The sequence below is a fragment of the Microbacterium sp. SCN 69-37 genome, assembly GCF_001724435.1.
Lineage (GTDB): Bacteria > Actinomycetota > Actinomycetes > Actinomycetales > Microbacteriaceae > Microbacterium > Microbacterium laevaniformans.
Map to the genome: position 1 here is coordinate 50366 of NZ_MEEL01000028.1, position 17303 is coordinate 67668.

The 17303-nt window shown below is 68.5% G+C and carries 17 protein-coding genes and 1 tRNA gene; 10 read left to right on the forward strand and 8 right to left on the reverse strand.

Features of this window, described 5'->3' with window-relative positions; all coding sequences use genetic code 11:
- Positions 1–16: 16 nt before the first annotated feature.
- Positions 17–910, reverse strand: a complete 894-nt coding sequence (locus tag ABS64_RS08170; protein ID WP_288121328.1) for a MetQ/NlpA family ABC transporter substrate-binding protein — start codon at positions 908–910, stop codon at positions 17–19.
- A 226-nt stretch (positions 911–1136) separates the two neighbouring features.
- On the opposite strand from ABS64_RS08170, the gene ABS64_RS08175 reads away from it, so the two are divergent.
- The 5 genes from ABS64_RS08175 to ABS64_RS08195 all read left to right on the forward strand — a co-directional run bounded on the left by ABS64_RS08175 (position 1137) and on the right by ABS64_RS08195 (position 5378).
- Positions 1137–1212 (forward strand) — tRNA-Thr (locus ABS64_RS08175).
- A gap of 26 nt (positions 1213–1238) precedes the next feature.
- A complete protein-coding gene (locus ABS64_RS08180; RefSeq protein ID WP_292682605.1) occupies positions 1239–1634 on the forward strand; it encodes a hypothetical protein in 396 nt (131 codons plus the stop codon).
- 62 nt (positions 1635–1696) lie between these two features.
- Positions 1697–3979: an MMPL family transporter gene (locus tag ABS64_RS08185; protein ID WP_292682608.1), complete on the forward strand. Its 2283-nt coding sequence runs from the start codon at positions 1697–1699 to the stop codon at positions 3977–3979.
- A gap of 47 nt (positions 3980–4026) precedes the next feature.
- The gene (locus ABS64_RS08190; protein ID WP_036286327.1) at positions 4027–4611 is read left to right on the forward strand and encodes an isochorismatase family protein; all 585 of its coding nucleotides are present in this window, start codon (positions 4027–4029) and stop codon (positions 4609–4611) included.
- Positions 4608–5378, forward strand: a complete 771-nt coding sequence (locus ABS64_RS08195) for a DUF2510 domain-containing protein (RefSeq protein WP_288121332.1) — start codon at positions 4608–4610, stop codon at positions 5376–5378. The genes ABS64_RS08190 and ABS64_RS08195 overlap by 4 nt, the downstream gene beginning before the upstream one ends.
- A 30-nt stretch (positions 5379–5408) precedes the next feature.
- Here the strand turns inward: ABS64_RS08195 and ABS64_RS08200 are convergent, their stop codons facing one another.
- The gene (locus tag ABS64_RS08200) at positions 5409–6656 is read right to left on the reverse strand and encodes a serine/threonine-protein kinase (RefSeq protein ID WP_288121334.1); all 1248 of its coding nucleotides are present in this window, start codon (positions 6654–6656) and stop codon (positions 5409–5411) included.
- Positions 6657–7088: 432 nt separating this feature from the next.
- On the opposite strand from ABS64_RS08200, the gene ABS64_RS08205 reads away from it, so the two are divergent.
- Positions 7089–7580: a hypothetical protein gene (locus tag ABS64_RS08205; protein WP_292682611.1), complete on the forward strand. Its 492-nt coding sequence runs from the start codon at positions 7089–7091 to the stop codon at positions 7578–7580.
- 62 nt (positions 7581–7642) lie between these two features.
- On the opposite strand, the gene ABS64_RS08210 is transcribed toward ABS64_RS08205, so the two are convergent.
- On the reverse strand, positions 7643–8305 hold the full coding sequence (locus tag ABS64_RS08210; RefSeq protein WP_005051175.1) for a fasciclin domain-containing protein: 663 nt from the start codon (positions 8303–8305) through the stop codon (positions 7643–7645).
- Between the two features lie 279 nt (positions 8306–8584).
- Here ABS64_RS08210 and sigK point away from each other — a divergent pair, with 279 nt between their 5' ends.
- The 4 genes from sigK to ABS64_RS08230 all read left to right on the forward strand — a co-directional run bounded on the left by sigK (position 8585) and on the right by ABS64_RS08230 (position 11875).
- Complete coding sequence (gene sigK / locus ABS64_RS08215) at positions 8585–9184, forward strand: ECF RNA polymerase sigma factor SigK (RefSeq protein WP_292682613.1); 600 nt, start codon at positions 8585–8587, stop codon at positions 9182–9184.
- The gene (locus tag ABS64_RS08220; protein ID WP_005051172.1) at positions 9181–9990 is read left to right on the forward strand and encodes an anti-sigma factor; all 810 of its coding nucleotides are present in this window, start codon (positions 9181–9183) and stop codon (positions 9988–9990) included. Before sigK ends, ABS64_RS08220 begins: the two co-directional genes overlap by 4 nt.
- A 33-nt stretch (positions 9991–10023) precedes the next feature.
- Positions 10024–10662 (forward strand): DNA-directed RNA polymerase subunit beta, encoded by a 639-nt coding sequence (locus tag ABS64_RS08225; RefSeq protein WP_292682616.1) that lies wholly within the window; start codon positions 10024–10026, stop codon positions 10660–10662.
- A gap of 328 nt (positions 10663–10990) precedes the next feature.
- Positions 10991–11875, forward strand: a complete 885-nt coding sequence (locus tag ABS64_RS08230) for an aminodeoxychorismate lyase (RefSeq protein ID WP_292682618.1) — start codon at positions 10991–10993, stop codon at positions 11873–11875.
- Positions 11876–12058: 183 nt separating this feature from the next.
- On the opposite strand, the gene ABS64_RS08235 is transcribed toward ABS64_RS08230, so the two are convergent.
- The 5 genes from ABS64_RS08235 to ABS64_RS08255 form a co-directional block, all read right to left on the reverse strand.
- Positions 12059–12550, reverse strand: coding sequence for a DUF559 domain-containing protein (locus ABS64_RS08235; protein WP_292682620.1), 492 nt, complete (start codon positions 12548–12550; stop codon positions 12059–12061).
- Positions 12551–13117: 567 nt separating this feature from the next.
- Positions 13118–13897 carry a phosphate ABC transporter ATP-binding protein PstB gene (gene pstB, locus ABS64_RS08240; protein WP_005051164.1) on the reverse strand — a complete coding sequence of 260 codons (780 nt, stop codon included), beginning with the start codon at positions 13895–13897 and terminating at the stop codon, positions 13118–13120.
- 15 nt (positions 13898–13912) lie between these two features.
- Positions 13913–15013, reverse strand: coding sequence for a phosphate ABC transporter permease PstA (gene pstA / locus ABS64_RS08245; protein WP_005051162.1), 1101 nt, complete (start codon positions 15011–15013; stop codon positions 13913–13915).
- The gene (pstC, locus tag ABS64_RS08250; protein WP_292682649.1) at positions 15010–16014 is read right to left on the reverse strand and encodes a phosphate ABC transporter permease subunit PstC; all 1005 of its coding nucleotides are present in this window, start codon (positions 16012–16014) and stop codon (positions 15010–15012) included. Before pstC ends, pstA begins: the two co-directional genes overlap by 4 nt.
- A 117-nt stretch (positions 16015–16131) precedes the next feature.
- A complete protein-coding gene (locus ABS64_RS08255; RefSeq protein ID WP_292682651.1) occupies positions 16132–17262 on the reverse strand; it encodes a phosphate ABC transporter substrate-binding protein PstS in 1131 nt (376 codons plus the stop codon).
- Between the last annotated feature and the right edge of the window lie 41 nt (positions 17263–17303).

Sequence of the window (17303 nt, forward strand, 5' to 3'; positions counted from 1 at the left end):
CCGCACACCGCGATGGTCACTGCGTCGCGCGGATGTCGTCCTCGGTCTTCTTGAGCGCGCTGACGAGGTCGGCGACCGGCGTCTTCAGCAGCACGGCGCTGCCGCCGGATGCCTCGAGCACACCCTGCTGCACCGATGCCGTCTCCTGGTAGATCTTCACGAGCTTCTGGTACGTCGGGTTGTCGGCATCCTTCGCCTTGGCGGCGAAGATGTTGATGTACGGGAAGGCCGCGGGATCGGACGGGTCGTCCTGCGCGAGAAGCTGGTCCTTGGTCAGTCCGGACTTCGCGACGAAGTCGTTGTTGACGACGGCTCCGGCGAAATCGGGGAGGGAGGATGCCGTGAAGTCGGCGGCCACGGCCTCGACCTTCGCCTTGGACCCGGGCTGGATGTCGGCGGGGGTGGAGAAGATCGAGCCGCCGTCCTTGAGCGAGATCAGCCCGGCCGACTGGAGCACGAGAAGCGCGCGGGCCTGATTGGATTCGTCGTTGGGGATGGCGATGGTGCCGCCGTCGGGGATGTCGGCGACGCTCTTGTACTTCGTCGAGTACAGGCCCAGCGGGTAGATCGCGGTCGCGCCGACCGGAACCAGATCGTCGCCCGCCTTCACGTTGTAGGTCGCGAGGTAGATGATGTGCTGGAACTGGTTGAGGTCGAGTTCGCCCGCGGACAGGGCCGGGTTCGGCTGGTCGTAGGCGTCGAAGTTCACGATGTCGACGGTGATCCCTTCGGCAGCCGCGGCATCCTTGTACGTCTGCCAGTACGGGTCGCCCGCGCCGACGACACCGATGCGGACGGGACCCTGCGCGCCGGCGGTGCCGTCGGCGGGAGCGGCGGCACCGGACGCGCACGCGCTCAGCAGCAGGGCGAGGGGAACGGCCAAGACGGCGGCCAGGGACTTTCGGGACATGGTGGTGCTCCTTGTGGATCGGGGCACCGCATCGCGCGGGATCTCTCGGCTGTCCGCGCTCGCCTCGTTGCGGTGCCTGATCGACGGTAGGCAGAGTTCATCTGCGCTGCAGAATCGCTGCGTAACATGGCGACACCGCCCGGGTGGGGCCGTCGTCTTCGTGGTTCGCGACGAGGCTTGAGACCCTGTAAGATCGATCATCGTGCATGGCGCTCCGGCTCCTTGCGCCGCCTTAGCTCAGACGGCAGAGCGATTCACTCGTAATGAATAGGTCAAGGGTTCGATTCCCTTAGGCGGCTCCACTTCTTCACCGACATCGGGGAGACCCATGGATCACGCGATCGACGCGCTGATCGAGATCTTCACCTGGGTGGGTTTCGGTGCCTTCCTCGTCCTCGCGATCGCCGTCGTGGTCGCCTGGGCGGCAGACGGGACATGGCTGCCGGCGGAGGCCATCATCGACCGTGACGGCGGTGATCCGATCGTCCGCTGGTTCGACGCAGACGGTGACGCCAACAGTGCGCCGTTGTCTGCGTCCGACGCCGCGGTCATCGGCGACGCCGACGCGGCATCCATCTGGTATCGCCATGGCTGGCAGGGGCGCATGCGCCTGCAGCGGCGGCCCGCCGGACTGCGCGCGCTGACGTGGTCGGCAGCGGGCATGCTCGCGTTGGGGGTCGTCAGTCTCGTCGCGGGATGGGCGCTCTACTTCGCTCGCGGCTGAGGGCGGCGTGCGCCCGCAGATCGGGGTGGCGCGCTCGGATTATTACTAGATAAGCTAGCGACATGACTGGTCGCACCGATACCCCCACCCGCTGGCTGCGTATCGGCATTCCTGTGCTGCTCGTCCTCATCTGGTTGGTGGGCGGCTCCATCGGTGGCCCGTACTTCGGCAAGGTCGACGAGGTCGCCACCAACGATCAGTCCTCGTTCCTGCCGTCGTCGGCGGAGTCGACGCAGGTGCAGGAGCGGCTCTCGCAGTTCACCGGCGGCGACAGCATCCCGGCCGTGGTCGTCGTCACCGGTGAGGGAGCGCTGAGCGCCGCACAGCTCACCCAGGTCAGCGAGCTGGCGACCACGATCTCCGCTGTCGACGGCGTCGAGCAGGTCACGCCGGCCATTTCGTCCGAGGACGGCGAAGCGGTGCAGTTCTTCGTGCCGATCTCGACCGCCGGCGACGTCGGTGAGACGGTCACGGCGCTCCGCGAGAGCATCGAGAAGAACCTGCCGACGGGTCTGGAAGCCTGGGTCACCGGGCCCGCCGGCTTCACCGCCGATCTGGTGGCCGGGTTCCTCGGCATCGATGGGATTCTGCTCGCCGTCGCGCTCGGCGCCGTGTTCATCATCCTGGTGATCGTCTACCGATCGCCACTGCTGCCCATCCTCGTGCTGCTCACCTCGACGTTCGCCCTGTGTGTCGCACTGCTGACGGTCTGGTGGCTGGCCAAGGCCGGCATCTTCGTGCTCAACGGACAGGTCCAGGGCATCCTCTTCATCCTCGTGATCGGTGCCGCCACCGACTACGCCCTGCTCTACACGGCACGCTTCCGCGAAGCGATCGGCACGGGGGCCAAGCGATGGGATGCCGCGCTCATGGCCTGGCGCGGCGCCTTCGAGCCGATCATCGCCTCGGGCGGCACGGTCATCGCGGGCCTGCTCTGCCTGCTGCTCAGCGACCTCGCCAGCAACCGCGCGCTCGGGCCGATCGCCTCGATCGGCATCGCCTTCGCGGTGCTGTCCGCCCTCACCTTCCTGCCCGCGCTGCTCGCGATCTTCGGGCGCGCGGCGTTCTGGCCGTTCATCCCGAAGGGCGCCGACGGCGACCCGGGCGACAACGCCGAGCGTCTCGTCACCGACCCCAACGCTCCTGTCCGCGGCTTCTGGGGACGCCAGGCGCGCCTGGTCGCGCGCCACGCGCGGCCGGTGTGGATCATCTCGACGGTCGTGCTGCTCGCGGCATCCGTCGGGGTGCTGCAGCTCAAGGCCGACGGCGTGCCGCAGAGCGACCTGGTGCTGGGAGCCTCGCAGGCTCGAGACGGGCAGGACGTCCTCGCGCAGCACTTCGCCGCGGGGTCGGGGAGCCCCGCGTACATCGTCGTGCCCCAGGATCGCGTCGCGGATGCCGTGACCGTGCTCGAGAAGGCGCCCGGCGTCGAGTCCGTCGCGGCGACCGCCAAAGACACCGCCTCGGGTCAGGTCGGTGTCTCGGTGCAAGGCGGCACCCCGGTGTACACGCTCGCCGGTCCGCCGAGCGCCACGCCGCCTGAGCCGACGGTGGTCGACGGTGACGTGCTGCTGGTGGCGACGCTGTCGGATGAGGCCGACTCGCTCGCGGCGGAGCAGACCGTGCGCGACCTGCGGACAACCTTCACGAGCGAGCTCGGCGCGAACGTCGCGCTGGTCGGCGGACCGACGGCGATCGATCTCGACACGAACGACACGTCGATCCGCGACCGCACTCTCATCATCCCGGTGATCCTGGCGGTCATCCTCGTCATCCTGATGCTGCTGCTGCGGGCGGTCGTCGCCCCGGTCATCCTGATCCTGAGCGTGATCCTCTCGTTCGGTGCCGCGCTCGGAGTGAGCGCGCTGGTCTTCGACAACCTGTTCCACTTCCCGGGAGCCGATCCGGCGGTGCCGCTGTACGGCTTCGTCTTCCTCGTGGCGCTCGGCGTCGACTACAACATCTTCCTGATGTCGCGCGTGCGGGAGGAGTCGAAGCGGCACGGCACCCGGCCCGGCATCCTGCGCGGCCTCGTCGCGACGGGCGGCGTCATCACCTCTGCCGGGCTCGTGCTGGCCGCGACCTTCGCGGCGCTCGGGGTGATCCCGATCCTGTTCCTCGCCCAGCTCGCGTTCATCGTCGCCTTCGGAGTGCTGCTGGACACCTTCGTCGTGCGCTCGCTGCTGGTGCCGGCGGCGACCTACGACCTCGGGCGGCGGATCTGGTGGCCCTCGCGCCTCGCGCGCTCGGACGTCGATGCTGTTCCGACCTCCTCCATTCCGGCGGCGGAAGCCACGACACGCCGGTCGCGGCGGCAGAACCGGAACGACGCGCGGGAGTTGTGAACGGGCAGCGCTGACCGCAGCGGTGTCGAAGGGTTAGCCTCGGTGGTATGACCAGAGCACTGTTCATCGTCGATGTCCAAAACGACTTCACGGAGGGCGGAGCGCTCGCCGTCGCCGGTGGCGACGCGGTTGCGCGCGGCCTGACGGCATACCTGTCCGCCCACGCCGGCGACTATGACCTCATCATCGCCTCGCGTGACTGGCATGAAGGCCACACCGACAACGGCGGTCACTTCGCGACCGATGCCGCCCCCGACTTCGTCGACACCTGGCCGGTGCACTGCGTCGCCGACACGCCCGGGGCCGATTACGACGCCGAACTCGTCACGGATGCCGTGACCCACCATGTGAAGAAGGGACAGGGCATGCCCGCCTACTCGCTGTTCGAAGGAACCACGGATGCCGGTGAGAAGGTGTCATCGCTGCTGAGCGTGCACGGCGTCACGGACGCGGACGTCGCGGGGCTCGCGACCGATTACTGCGTGCGCGCGTCGGCGCTCGACGCGATCGAGCACGGACTCCGCGTGCGCGTTCTCACGGATCTCGTCGCCGGTGTCGCCTCGGAGACCTCCGACGCTGCGCTCGCCGAGCTCGCCCACGCGGGCGCCGAGCTGGTCGGAGCGGCAGCGTGAGCGCCCCCGCCGGCTGGTACCCGGACCCCGCCGACCCCGCGGCGCGCCGCTGGTGGGACGGGACGCAGTGGACCGCGCAGACCGCTCCGGCGCCCCGGTTCGGCGAGTACGCCCCGACGGCGGGCGGGTCGACGACCGCCGCGCCTGCGGTTCCCGTCCCGCTCCCTTCGCCGGTCGCGCAGACCGCACCGGTGGCGGGCGGGTACGCGGCGTACCCTTCCGCACCCGCCTACGCCGGTGTGGGGGCCACCCCACCCGTCGTCGATGTTCCGACCAGTACGGTGTGGGTGTGGCTGGCTGTCGCGGCATCCGTCCTGCCGATGCTCTCCATCTTCCTGATCGACTGGAACGCCTACATCGCGGCCGTCGTGGCGATGTCGCGCGAGGCGTCGTCAGGCATGACCGGCATGCCGACGGAGCTGATGTCGTGGGAGGCCCGCGCGATCGGGATCTCGCTGATCGGATGGCTGTTCTACGCCGCATTCGTCGTCTTCAGCTGGCTCGACTGGCGTGAGCTGAAGCGCCGCGGCGTCGTCGCCCCCTTCGGCTGGGCGTGGTCGTTCTTCGTGCTGCTCGGCCTGGGCTCCGCGGTCTATATGATCGGCCGCGCCGTGGTGCTGCGTCGACGCACCGTGGCCGGTGGCTGGGCGCCGCTGTGGACGTGGATCGCCGCCACGGTCATCGGCTTCATCGCGTCGATATCCCTCGTCGTGTGGGTCATCGGAGAGATCGTGCAGGCGGTGTCCTTCACCGTCCAGGGCAGTTGATCGCGGCATCCGAACCGGGGCAGGCGGTGCTCAGCCGCCGCCCTTGCCTGGTCCGCCGCCTTTGCCGCCGCCGTTGTTGCCTCCGTTGTTGCCTCCTGGGCCGGCTTTATCCTTGCCTTTGTCCTTCGGGGCAACCGGTGTGGCCGGTGCTTCCTCGGGATTCGAGACGGTGTTCGCCTCGGTCGCGGCGGGCGTCGGCGTCGTGTCGACGACCCCCGTCGGCGATGGCTGGACGGTGTGCGCACCGGACAGTCCCGACCACGCTGCCAGCGCGATGACGACCGCAGCCACCGCCGCGCCGGCGCCGACGAGCACGCCGGTTCGACGCCACCGTGGCAGTGCGGACGGCGTCGCCGGAGCGAAGCGCGCGGCCGCGGCGGCTGCGGGCTCGGCGGGTGGTGCCGGTGCGGCGAGAACGCGGGTCTCGTCATCGCCGGCGCGGCGCGGGGGAGCGGCAAGCGTGTCGGAGATGGCCGCCGCGCTCGGGCGCGCCGCCGGGTCGCGGCTGAGCATCGCCGGAAGCAGCTCCGCCCACAGCGGAGACAGATGGTCGGGAACCGTGGGATCCTGCGCGAGCCTTGCGAGTACCTGCGCCGCGCCCTGGGCGGAGGGGAAGGCGCGTGTCCCGGTGAGGGCCTCGAGCAGGACCAGTCCGAGAGAGTAGACATCGGATGCGGGAGCGGGGGCGTGCCCGAGCGCGACCTCCGGGGAGAGGTAGGCGGCGGTGCCGATGAGGGTGCCGGGCTGGGTGATGCGGTCCGAGCCGAGCAGGTGCGCGATACCGAAGTCGGCGAGCTTCGCCCGCGGCGGACGGTTCGGCGTCGCGCCGGGGGCGAGCAGGATGTTCGACGGTTTGATGTCTCGGTGGACGACGCCAGCGGCGTGCACCGCGCTCAGCGCTTCGGCGAGCTCGCCGGCGATGCGGGCGACCTCGGCATCGGTCATGGGGCCGTCCGCCAGTCGCGACGACAGCGACGGGCCGTCGACGCGTTCCATGACGAGGTAGCGCGGGCCGGGGCCGGTCAGGCGCGCATCGTGCAGAACGACGAGGTTGGGGTGGGTGAGGGCGGCGAGTGCGGCCGTCTCCACGCGGACCCGCTGTCCGGCATCGAGGTCGTCCCCTGTCGCCGTGATGATCTTGATCGCGACAGTACGACCCAGCAGAAGATCCTGAGCCGCGTAGACGCGGGACATGCCGCCGGTGCCGATGAGCGCGTCGATGCGGTAGCGCTCATCGAGCACGGTCCCGGCATCGACGTCCGGAGTCTGATCGTCCACGTTCCGAGAGTAGTCGGGCGATGGATGCTGTGGTGCTGCGCGCTTGCTAGGCTGATGCCGCCCCTATAGCTCAGTTGGTTAGAGCAACGGACTTCAACAGAACACAATGGAGCGCCAGCGTAGAAATGCGCTGGATGACCGCCGCTATATGCTGGAACGCCCTGAGAGCCCGAGGTACTCGCCGGATGCTGGTCATCTGGCAGTGAAAATCCGAGGGATTGGGTAATCAGCAGGTAACCGCAAGGGAACCTCAGAGACTACACGCGGCGCACCTGACCGGTCAGGCCGAAGGTGAAGATATAGTCCAGACTGCAAGCCGGTAGAACGGTGGCGGGGGAAACCTCGTGCAGCAGGTTAATCCGTGGGTCCAGGGTTCGAGTCCCTGTGGGGGCACCACGCAGCGATGTCCGAAGATGGTTGTAGACCACTCCCATGACGCCGCGAAACGATGACGTCCTCAGCGGGGGCGCTGGCAAGGAATGCGGCACGTGCCGCGAGACGAAGCCGCTCACAGATTTCAATCGCAAGCGACGGCGTCCCGACGGGCTTCAGGAGACGTGTCGTGAATGCAACCGTGCGTCTTCGCGGCGCTACTACGCGGAGCATCGCGAACAACATGTTCGCGTCGTCGTCGCGCGCACCGCGAGGCGTCGGGTCGAGGCGAAAGAGCACCTCCTCGCCTACCTGCGTTCTCATCCGTGCGTGGACTGCGGGATAGGGGACATCCGTGTTCTCGATTTCGACCACAGGCCCCAGAGCTCCAAACGCAAAGACGTGATGCAACTGGTGAAAGAGGGCTTCAGCATCCGGATCATTCAGGACGAAGTCGACAAGTGCGACGTGAGGTGCCGAAACTGCCACGCGATCGCCACCCTCGAGAGGGCCCCACAGAACTGGCGTTCGCGTGCGGAACGAGCACGCTGACGCGACGAGGCCGCCGGCGCGCAGTGCGCCGGCGGCCTCGTCCGGGGGGATGACCGAAACGATCAGTTGGTGGGCATGAGCACCGAGTCGATCAGGTACACCGTGGCGTTGGCGGTCTGAACGCCACCGCAGATGACCTTGGCGCCGTTGACCATGATGTTGTCGCCCGAGCCGGTGACGGTGACGTCGCCGCCCTCGACGGTCTTGTGGGTGCCGTCGATCTCCGACGGGGCGAGCTGTCCGGGAACCACGTGGTACGTGAGGATCTTGGTCAGCGTGGCGCTGTCGGTCTTCAGGGAGTCGATCGTGGCGGCGTCGATCTTGGCGAACGCGTCATCGACGGGCGCGAAGACCGTGAACTGGCTGCCGTTGAGCGTGTCGACCAGGTTCACGTCGGGGTTCAGCTGGCCGCTGACTGCGGCGACGAGCGTCTTCAGCAGCGGGTTGTTCGAGGCGGCCGTGGCGACGGGGGCCTGCGACATCCCCTCGACGGAGCCGGAGCCGGACGGGACAGCCTCGGCGTAGGCGGCGCAGCCCGGGCCGACGAGGTTGGCGGCCGGGTCCATGGTCGACGGAGACGGAGCCATCGACTGCGTCTCTTCGCTCATCGCGGGCGGCGTGGTCGCCGACGTCGACGAGGAACCCATCGAACATGCCGACAGAGCGAAAGCGCCGGCGAGGGTGAGTGTCAGAGCGGCAGTGATCTTCTTCGTCTTGCTGAGCATGATGTCCTCCATGTGAGCGGAATGGTTAGTCCTGCCGAGCCGCGTGGTGCGGTCTCGATAGGTCCTTCGGAGCCCGAGAGATATCGGATGGGAGAAAGTTCGGATCATTCTGATCTGGTCCGAGATCAATCCGATCGGTCGCCGCCATCGAACAACGGTCGGGCTCCGAGAATGCGCCGGCAGACCGGCGCTCGACCCCAGGGATGCGCGGTATTAGCACGTGCGGCGCTTCCGCGCCACCCGCGCGCGGGCTGCACGACAGGAGGACGGTGATACGGCATGCTGAGAGAGATGGTCATCGACGGTGTGGACGTACCCGAGGATTCGCCGGCACGCGATCACGCCGGGGAGCTTCTGGTGCGCGTCGCCGCGGGCGACCGCGCCGCGTTCGGACAGCTCTACGACATGCTCGCGCCGCGCGCGTTCGGACTCATTCTGCGGGTGCTGGTCAACCGTGCGCTCAGCGAAGAAGTGCTTCAGGACGTGTTTCTCGAGGTGTGGCAATCCGCTTCGGGCTTCGTTCCGAACAAGGGGCAGGGACGGTCCTGGGTCCTCACCATCGCCCACCGCCGCGCCGTCGATCGGGTACGTTCCACACGTGCCAGCACCGAGCGCGACGAAAAGGCGGGACTGCGCGAACTGAACAGCGGCCAGGACAGCGTCGACGACCAGGTCGCCCTGCGTATCGAAAGCAGGCGCGTCGCCCGGGCGATGGACGCACTTCCCGATGCGCAGCGCGAAGCACTGCTGCTGTCGTATGTCGGGGGATATTCTCAGAGCGAGATCGCCGCACTGGTGGGATCGCCCCTGGGGACGATCAAGACAAGAATGCGCGACGGTTTGTCGCGCCTGAGGCAGGAGATGGGGGTGACGTCATGAACGACCGCGAGTACCGAGACATCGGAGCCGACGAGTTTGCCGAGCTCTCGGCAGGGCACGCGCTGAACGCGCTGTCGCTCGACGACGAGCGCGCCTATCAGGCTGCCCTGGCCGCGCACCCCGAGTGGGAACAGGTCGCCCGCCTCGACGCCGCCGCCATCGACGTCCTGGCCGACGGCATCCCGCCGGTCGCTCCGCCGCTGGACCTCCGCTCGCGACTGATGCGGGCGATCGACACCGACGAGTCGCCGACCGCAGCGGATGCCGCGGCATCCACCGTCGCGGAGGAGCGCGCCGAAACCGCTCCGGTCGCGCCGCCGACAGAAGTGGTCCAGGCGGTGCAGCGTCGAAACTGGACGCGCGGACTTTTCGCTCTCGTCGCCTCGGTCGCACTGCTCGTCGCAATCGGGTGGGGCACGGGAGCCGTGACCAACCTGTGGCGTACGCCGGCCGCGGTGACCGCGCTGGAGCAGATCCAGTCGGCCCCCGACGCCTCGTCGGCGCAGGTCAGCTTCCAGGGCGGCGAGGCCACGGCGCACTGGTCGGCCAGCGTCGGCAAGGTGGTGCTGGTCGCCGACGGGTTGCCCGAGCTGCCGAACGATCGCACCTTCGAACTGTGGTTCGTGCGCGGAACCCAGCCGATCGCGGCGGGCACCTTCGACGCGTCCGGCTCGGTGACCACGGCGGAGCTCAGCGGGACGATGCAGCCCGGCGACACCATCGCGGTGACCATCGAACAGGCCGGAGGCTCGCCCGACGGCAATCCGACCACCAAGCCCATCATCGCCATCCCGACCAGCGCCTGAGCCCACCGCTGCGGCCGCCGGTAGCCTGGAACGATGAGCGACGAGCCCCGGGACTATCACCGCCCCGTCCATCGGCCGGCGGACACGTTCGACCGTCGGTTCGGCTCCACCGACCCGGCCGACGTGTCGCGGATCGCGCACGCCACGGCATCCGCCCTGATCACGCGCGTGCGCGACGAGCCCACGGATGCCGTCGTCGAGCGGCTGATCACGTTCACCGACGCCCACGGCCTCGAGACCGTCGCGGAGCTGTGGTCGCACTCCCCAGCGAAGTCTCTGCCCGGGACGCTGTGGCGTCTCTACCTGCTGCAGCTGATGGTGCGCGACGATGCCGCGACCGCCGCCCTGCTGTACGAGCGGGGGCGCACGGTGCTGCACTCGGTCGACGACGTCGTCGCGGGAGCTCCGACACCGGCCGGGCCGGAAGAGCTGATCACGCTGGTCGATGAGATCCTGCGCGGCGTGTTCACCGGCGACTTCGCCGTCGCCCTGGAACGCGCCGCCTCGTTCTGCCGCGTCGAGGCCGCCGGCGCCGCGGACCTCGCCGACGACTACGACGACACCGAACCGGACCGCGCGAGTACCTTCACCACCCGGGCGCTACGCCTGGACACCTACGCGGGCGATCTCACGGCGTGCGCCGGGCTGTGGCGGCGTGACGCGCTGACCTGACCGGGCGTGCGGCGTCGCGTTGGGCGCGGGGCGTTTCGACTCGCTGCGCTCGCTCAACGACCGGGAGCCTGTCGCGCATCTTCGGTCGTTGAGCGAGGAGCGCAGTGACCGGGGGCAGGCGCCTCACCCGGTCGTTGAGCGAGGAGCGCAGTGACGAGTCGAAACGGAGCATTCGGACGTCCGGGCAGAGAAGTGCCGGGCCGCAGAACGCCTCTCGGCGCGAGGCCGCTCGGAGCGGCGAAAGATGGAGCCCGGGGTTACTGCGGCCCGGCTGTTCCAGTGTAACGGACCGCCTCTGCGAGCTATTCCCGCGGTCTAGGCTCGGGTCATGGCATGGCACTTCGCGCTGATGATCGACCCCGCCGACAGTGGCGATACTCGCTCCGACTTCGCGGGCACGTTCACCGAGGTCGATCCGGCCGCCCCCGCACTGACCGTCGGGGAGCTCAGCACGCAGCGCGGCGACGGCATCTTCGAATCGATCGGGGTCATCGACGGTCACGCACAGGAGGTGGCGGCGCACCTGTCCCGTCTGGGACATTCGGCGCGGCTGTGCGATCTGCCGCAGCCTCACGCGGAGCAGTGGCGCCAGGCTGTGGCTCTCGCCGCGTCGGCCTGCGGTACGGGCGAGGCGGTCATCAAACTCATCCTCAGCCGCGGCATCGAGCACGGCCCGACGCCGACCGCCTGGGTCACCGCCGCACCGGCCGCCGATTTCTCGGCCGCACGTGGTCGCGGCATCCGTGTCGTCACGCTCGACCGGGGGTACGCGCTCGACGTGCCCTCCCGCGCGCCGTGGCTGCTGCTCGGGGCCAAGACGCTGTCGTATGCCGTGAACATGGCGGCCCTGCGCGAAGCGCACCGTCGCGGTGCGGACGATGCGATCTTCGTCACGAGCGACGGCTTCGTGCTCGAGGCACCGACCGCCTCATTGATCCTTCGCCGCGGCAACAGCTTCGTCACGCCCGCGCCGAACGCCGGCATCCTGCATGGGACCACGCAGCTCAGCCTGTTCGAGCACCTCGAGGCGCGCGGATTCGAGACCGGCTACGAGACGATCCCCGTATCGGAACTGCAGACGGCCGACGCCGCGTGGCTCGTGTCGAGCGTGCGCCTCGCCGCCCCGGTCACGGCGATCGACGAGCGCGAACTCGCGGGGGATGCCGCCCTCACGGCATCCATGAACGCGTACCTCCTGAGCCCGCGCGACTGACGCCCCCGCGACTGACGCGCACGCCGGCCCGCGTCCTCGCGGCATGACGGATGCCGAACTGCGAGGCGTCGGCGGCGACACGCCGCCCGTGGCCGTCGGTGACCGGTGTGTCGAGACCTGCGCCTTGCAGTTGCGTCGCGAGCAGAGGAGGCGAGGAGAGGAGCGGCGGCGGGGAGGCGGGCGTCAGATGGTGACCCGGGGCGCCTGCGCGAGCGTCGCGAGCATGCCGACGATCGCGGCTTCGACGAGATCCCAGTCGTGCACGATGAGGGCATAGTCGAATCGCAACGTCACCAGGCCCCAGGCGGCCGCGTTGGCATCGCGCACGAGGTCCTTATGGCGGTGCGACGGACCATCGTGATTGTCGACGCCATCCGCTTCGATGAGAAGTCGGTCCCCGATCAGCAGGTCGACCCGCCCGACGCCCACGACAGTGCGCTGGGTCTGCACCCGCAGGTCGAGGCGGCGAAGGCGCCAGCGCAGCAGCGACTCCAGCCCGCTGTCGGCATCGTCGCGGGCGAGGGCGAGAGCTTCGCGCCCCGCGGCATCGACCCGCTCGTGCAGCCATCGCCGACCATCGTCATCGATGAGACCGAGTCGCAGCGCCGATTCGAGCACGACGAAGAACTCTTCGACGCCGTGGCACCGCTGGATCTGCAGCAGGACGCGCGGCACGGACGCGCTCGTCCCGGCACGTCCGAGGCGGCCGTCATCCCAGTGTTCGACACAGCCGCATCCGCGGGGATGGTAGGTCCGCTGTCCGTCGCAGAGCCACACGTGCGTCCGCGCATCGTCGGTCAGAACCCAGAGTCCCAGGTGCCGAGCCGCAGTGACGCAGGCGAACCGTCCGCCGTGGGTGCCTATGTCTCGTGCAGCGTCGCAGGCGCCGACGGTCGTGTAGACGCCTCGGCGGCATCGGTGGAACGTACCCGCGCTGATGTGTTGTCGCAACTGGCTTCGCGACAAGCCGCTGCGCAGGAGAGCTCCGGTGGTGAAGACGGCCTGGGACGCATCGCACATGGCGACACCCTGCACAGTACGTACGGGCATGACCGCTCGGTTCTCGGCATCCGTGGACAAATCCGCACACCGCACGGCCTGTGCAGGACGTGTTGCCGACGGCCGCCGCGTGCCGAACTGCAAGGCCCGTCAGGCGACTCGCCGGGCGGATGCCGCCGCGCGCGGCGTGTCGTTACGAAACCCTTGCAGTTCGGTTGCCGTGGTCGTTCTCCGCCGGGCGATTCAGCCGAAGCGGCCGGAGACGTAGTCCTCGGTCGCCTGCACGGACGGGGCCGTGAAGATGGTGTCGGTGTTGTCGTACTCGATGAGCTTTCCGGGCTTGCCGGTGCCGGCGATGTTGAAGAACGCCGTCTTGTCGGACACACGCGATGCCTGCTGCATGTTGTGCGTCACGATGACGATCGTGTACTCCGTCTTCAGCTCCTGGATGAGCTCCTCGATCGCGAACGTCGAGATCGGGTCCAGGGCCGAGCACGGCTCGTCCATCAGCAGCACGTCGGGGGAGACCGCGATCGCGCGCGCGATGCACAAGCGCTGCTGCTGCCCGCCCGACAGGCCCGCACCGGGCTTGTCGAGGCGGTCCTTGACCTCGTTCCAGAGGTTTGCGCCCTGCAGCGAGCGTTCGACGAGGGCGTCGGCGTCGCTCTTGGAGATGCGCTTGTTGTTGAGCTTCACGCCGGCCAGCACGTTCTCCTTGATCGACATGGTCGGGAACGGGTTCGCCCGCTGGAACACCATGCCGACGTGACGACGCACGAGCACGGGGTCCACGCCGCTGCCGTACAGGTCATCGCCGTCGACGAGGACCTTGCCTTCGACTCGGGCGCCGGGGATGACCTCGTGCATGCGGTTGAGCGTGCGCAGGAACGTGGACTTGCCGCAGCCGGACGGCCCGATGAACGCCGTGACGGCGCGGGGTTCGATCTCCATGGAGACGCCCTCCACGGCGAGGAAATCGCCGTAGTAGACGTTGAGGTTTTCGACTTCGATGCGCTTGGACACAGGGGCCTTCCTTGCTTAGCGTGCCTTCGGCGCGAAGACCATCGCGACGATCCGGGCGATCAGGTTGAAGATGACGACGAGGATGACCAGCAGCAGCGCCGCGCCCCAGGCCTGGGCCTGAGAGGCGTCGATGTCCTGCCCCGGGAAACTGTAGGCCGTGTAGGCCATGACCGGCAGGGTCTGCATCGCACCGTTGAACGGGTCGGAGTTGAAGTTGTCGGTGAAGCTCGCGGCGATGAAGATCGGCGCCGTCTCGCCGATGACACGGGCCACGGCGAGCACGACGCCGGTGATGATGCCGCTGGCGGCGGTGCGCAGGACCACCTTGATGATCGTGATCGATCGCGGCACGCCGAGGGCGAACGACGCCTCGCGGAGGTCGGCGGGCACCAGGCGCAGCATCTCCTCGGTGGAGCGGATCACGATCGGGATCATGAGCACCGAGAGGGCGATGGATGCCGAGAATCCGCTGAATGCCTTCGGACCGACGATGAGGGCGAAAAGCGAGAAGGCGAACAGACCGGCGACGATCGACGGAATGCCGGTCATCACATCGACCAGGAACGTGATCGTGCGGCGCAGCGGGTTCTTCGGCTGCGCGTACTCGATGAGGTAGACGGCGGCGAGGATGCCGATCGGCACCGAGATCAACGCCGCGATCCCCGTGATGATGAGCGTTCCGACGATGGCCTGCAGTGCGCCGGGCGTCGAGACCACGGCCAGGGTATTGGGGTCGAATGCGGTCCCGCCCACCTTGGTGATGAAGTCCCACGACATGACGCCCATGCCTTTGGAGAACACGGTCCACAGCGTCGAGATGAGCGGAGCCACGGCCAGGACGAAGGCCACCGTGACCAGACCGCGCACGACGCGGTCGGTCGACTTGCGCCTGCCTTCGACGATCGCCGAGAAGACGCCGATGGCGATCAGGTAGACGACCGCGCTGAGGATGAGCCAGGTCGCGACGTTGAAGCCGCCGAGCACGAGCTGGAGGGCGGCGATCACCGCGAGCGAGACGACGAGCACGATGGGCTCGATGAACCGCGGCAGCTGACCGCTGGTGAGCGACAGCGGCGGCGTGGACGTCGTGGCCACGGGGGTGGTGAGCTCGCTCACGAGCGCTTTCCTCTCTTGCGGCCCTTCGCGCCGGGCCCCGTGGCCGCGATGATGTAGCGGGCCAGCATGTTCACGGCGAGGGAGACGACGAACAGCATCAGCCCGGTGCCGATCAGCGCGGAGCGCTGGATGTCGGTGGCCACCGGGAAGTTCAGGGCGATGTTCGCCGCGATCGTCTGGGAGTTGTACCCGTCGGTGAGGACCTGCACCGAGAACAGCAGCGACGGCGAGATGATCAGTGCGATGGCCATCGTCTCGCCGAGCGCACGACCGAGGCCGAGGAGCGTCGCCGAGACCATGCCGCTGCGCGCGTAGGGCAGCACCGCAAGCCGCACCATCTCCCATCGGGTCGCACCCAGGGCCAAGGCAGCCTCTTCGTCCAGGCGCGGCGTCTGCAGGAAGACCTCCCGCGTGATGGAGGTGATGATCGGGAGGATCATCACCGCGAGCACCACGCCGCCGGCGAACATCGTCGAGCCCGTGTTGGTGACGGGGCCGCTGAAGAGCGGGATCCAGCCGAGGTACTCGTTCAGGAACTGCGACAGGGGAAGCAGGAACGGGCGGATCACGATGATGCCCCACAGGCCGAACACGATCGAGGGCACGGCGGCCAGGAGATCGATGATGTACCCGAGCGCGCCGGCGATGCTGCGCGGCGCGTAGTGGGAGATGAACAGCGCGATGCCGATCGCGACCGGCGCGCCGAGCACCAGCGCGATCAAAGACGACCAGATGCTGCCCCAGAGCAGCGGTCCCACGTAGTCCCAGAAGCTGCGCCACGGCACCTGCGCGGGGTTCTGGATGGCGCTCAGGTCGGGATTGGCGCTCCAGTTCGCGGTGATCGCGGGCAGACCCTGGATGATGAGGAAGATCGCCACACCGGCGAGGATGAGCATGATCGAGGTGGCCGACGCCGCCGACAGGCCGAGGAAGACCGTGTCGCTGGCGCGTCGCCGGTTGGTGCCTCGTGTACCCGGCGGGCCGGTCAGCGTCTGAGCCATGAGGTTCCTTCGGGTTTTCGCACGTGCGAGCATCCTCGCTCTCGGAGGGAGGTCGGGCCGCACTCGAATCGGCCCGCCCGAGCGTACCGCTGGGACGGGCCGACCGAGAAGCTGCGTCTACTTGATCGCGGCGATGCTCTTCTGCGTCGCCTCGAGCACCGATACCGGCAGCGGGGCCGATCCGGCGTTCTTGGCCGCGACCTGCTGGCCCACCGACGAGGCGATGAAGCTCAGGTACGACTTGGTGATCGCGGCCTGCTTGGCGTCCTTGAACGTGGTGCACAGGATCGCGTACGACACCAGCGGGATCGGGTACGTGTCGGCGGTCAGCTTGGTGTAGTCGAACTTCTTCGACAGGTCGCCCGTCACGCCGTTGGAGCTCTCCACGGCCGCCTTGTCGAACGTGTTGGTGACGCCTGCGGCCGAGTATTTCACCGGGGTGGTGCCCACGAGCACGGCAGCCTCGTTGAGCTTCCCGATAGCGGCGTGGTCGACGTAGCCGATCGTGCCGGTGCCGCCTTGCACGGCGCCGGCGACCCCCGGGTTCCCCTTCTGCAGCGAGACGTTGCCCGACACGGGCCAGTTCTTGCCCGCCGGGTACGTCCACGACGCGGCCTGGGTGCCGGCGAGGTAGCTGAGGAAGTTGAACGTCGTGCCCGAGCCGTCCGAACGCGCGACCGTGGTGATGGCGCCGGCCGGCAGCGCGGTGCCGCCGTTGTCCTTCGTGATGGCCGGGTCGGACCAGTCCGTGATCTTCAGGTTGAAGATCTTCGCGATGGTGTCGCCGGAGAGCGTGAGGCTCGACACGCCGGGGATGTTATAGACGATCGAGACGCCATCGAGGTAGATGGGGACGTTGATCCCGCCCGTGCCGCAGGTGGCCTTGGACTTGGTGGTGTCGTCGGCGGTCATCGGGAAGTCCGACCCGGCGAAATCGTACGCGCCGCTGAGGAAGTTGGTGACGCCGCCGCCGGAGCCCTGCGACTTGTCGTAGTTGATGGTGACGCCCTTGACCTGGGCGTTGTAGGCGCTGACCCACGCCGACTGGGCGTTGGCCTGGGCGCTCGAGCCGCCGGCGGTGACGGTGCCGGTCAGGCTTGCGTCGATGGTGGAGGTCACACCCGCCTGGCTCGCGGCCGAGGAGGGCGTGCTGCCGCCGGAGCTGGCGGTGCCGGAGGAACATCCCGCGAGGGCGACGGCGCCGATGGCGATCGCAGCGCCCACGAGGGCGAATCGAGTCTTCTTCACTGTGAATCCTTCACATTCGGGGTTTGGCAGCCCGGTGCGGG

Excerpts from the sequence above, each read along its gene's own strand:
- ABS64_RS08170 (WP_288121328.1), bottom strand. The coding sequence starts at position 910 with ATGTCCCGAAAGTCCCTGGCCGCCGTCTTGGCCGTTCCCCTCGCCCTG.
- ABS64_RS08180 (WP_292682605.1), top strand. The coding sequence starts at position 1,239 with ATGGATCACGCGATCGACGCGCTGATCGAGATCTTCACCTGGGTGGGT.
- ABS64_RS08185 (WP_292682608.1), top strand. The coding sequence starts at position 1,697 with ATGACTGGTCGCACCGATACCCCCACCCGCTGGCTGCGTATCGGCATT.
- ABS64_RS08190 (WP_036286327.1), top strand. The coding sequence starts at position 4,027 with ATGACCAGAGCACTGTTCATCGTCGATGTCCAAAACGACTTCACGGAG.
- ABS64_RS08205 (WP_292682611.1), top strand. The coding sequence starts at position 7,089 with ATGACGCCGCGAAACGATGACGTCCTCAGCGGGGGCGCTGGCAAGGAA.
- ABS64_RS08210 (WP_005051175.1), bottom strand. The coding sequence starts at position 8,305 with ATGCTCAGCAAGACGAAGAAGATCACTGCCGCTCTGACACTCACCCTC.
- sigK (WP_292682613.1), top strand. The coding sequence starts at position 8,585 with ATGCTGAGAGAGATGGTCATCGACGGTGTGGACGTACCCGAGGATTCG.
- ABS64_RS08220 (WP_005051172.1), top strand. The coding sequence starts at position 9,181 with ATGAACGACCGCGAGTACCGAGACATCGGAGCCGACGAGTTTGCCGAG.
- ABS64_RS08225 (WP_292682616.1), top strand. The coding sequence starts at position 10,024 with ATGAGCGACGAGCCCCGGGACTATCACCGCCCCGTCCATCGGCCGGCG.
- ABS64_RS08230 (WP_292682618.1), top strand. The coding sequence starts at position 10,991 with ATGGCATGGCACTTCGCGCTGATGATCGACCCCGCCGACAGTGGCGAT.
- pstC (WP_292682649.1), bottom strand. The coding sequence starts at position 16,014 with ATGGCTCAGACGCTGACCGGCCCGCCGGGTACACGAGGCACCAACCGG.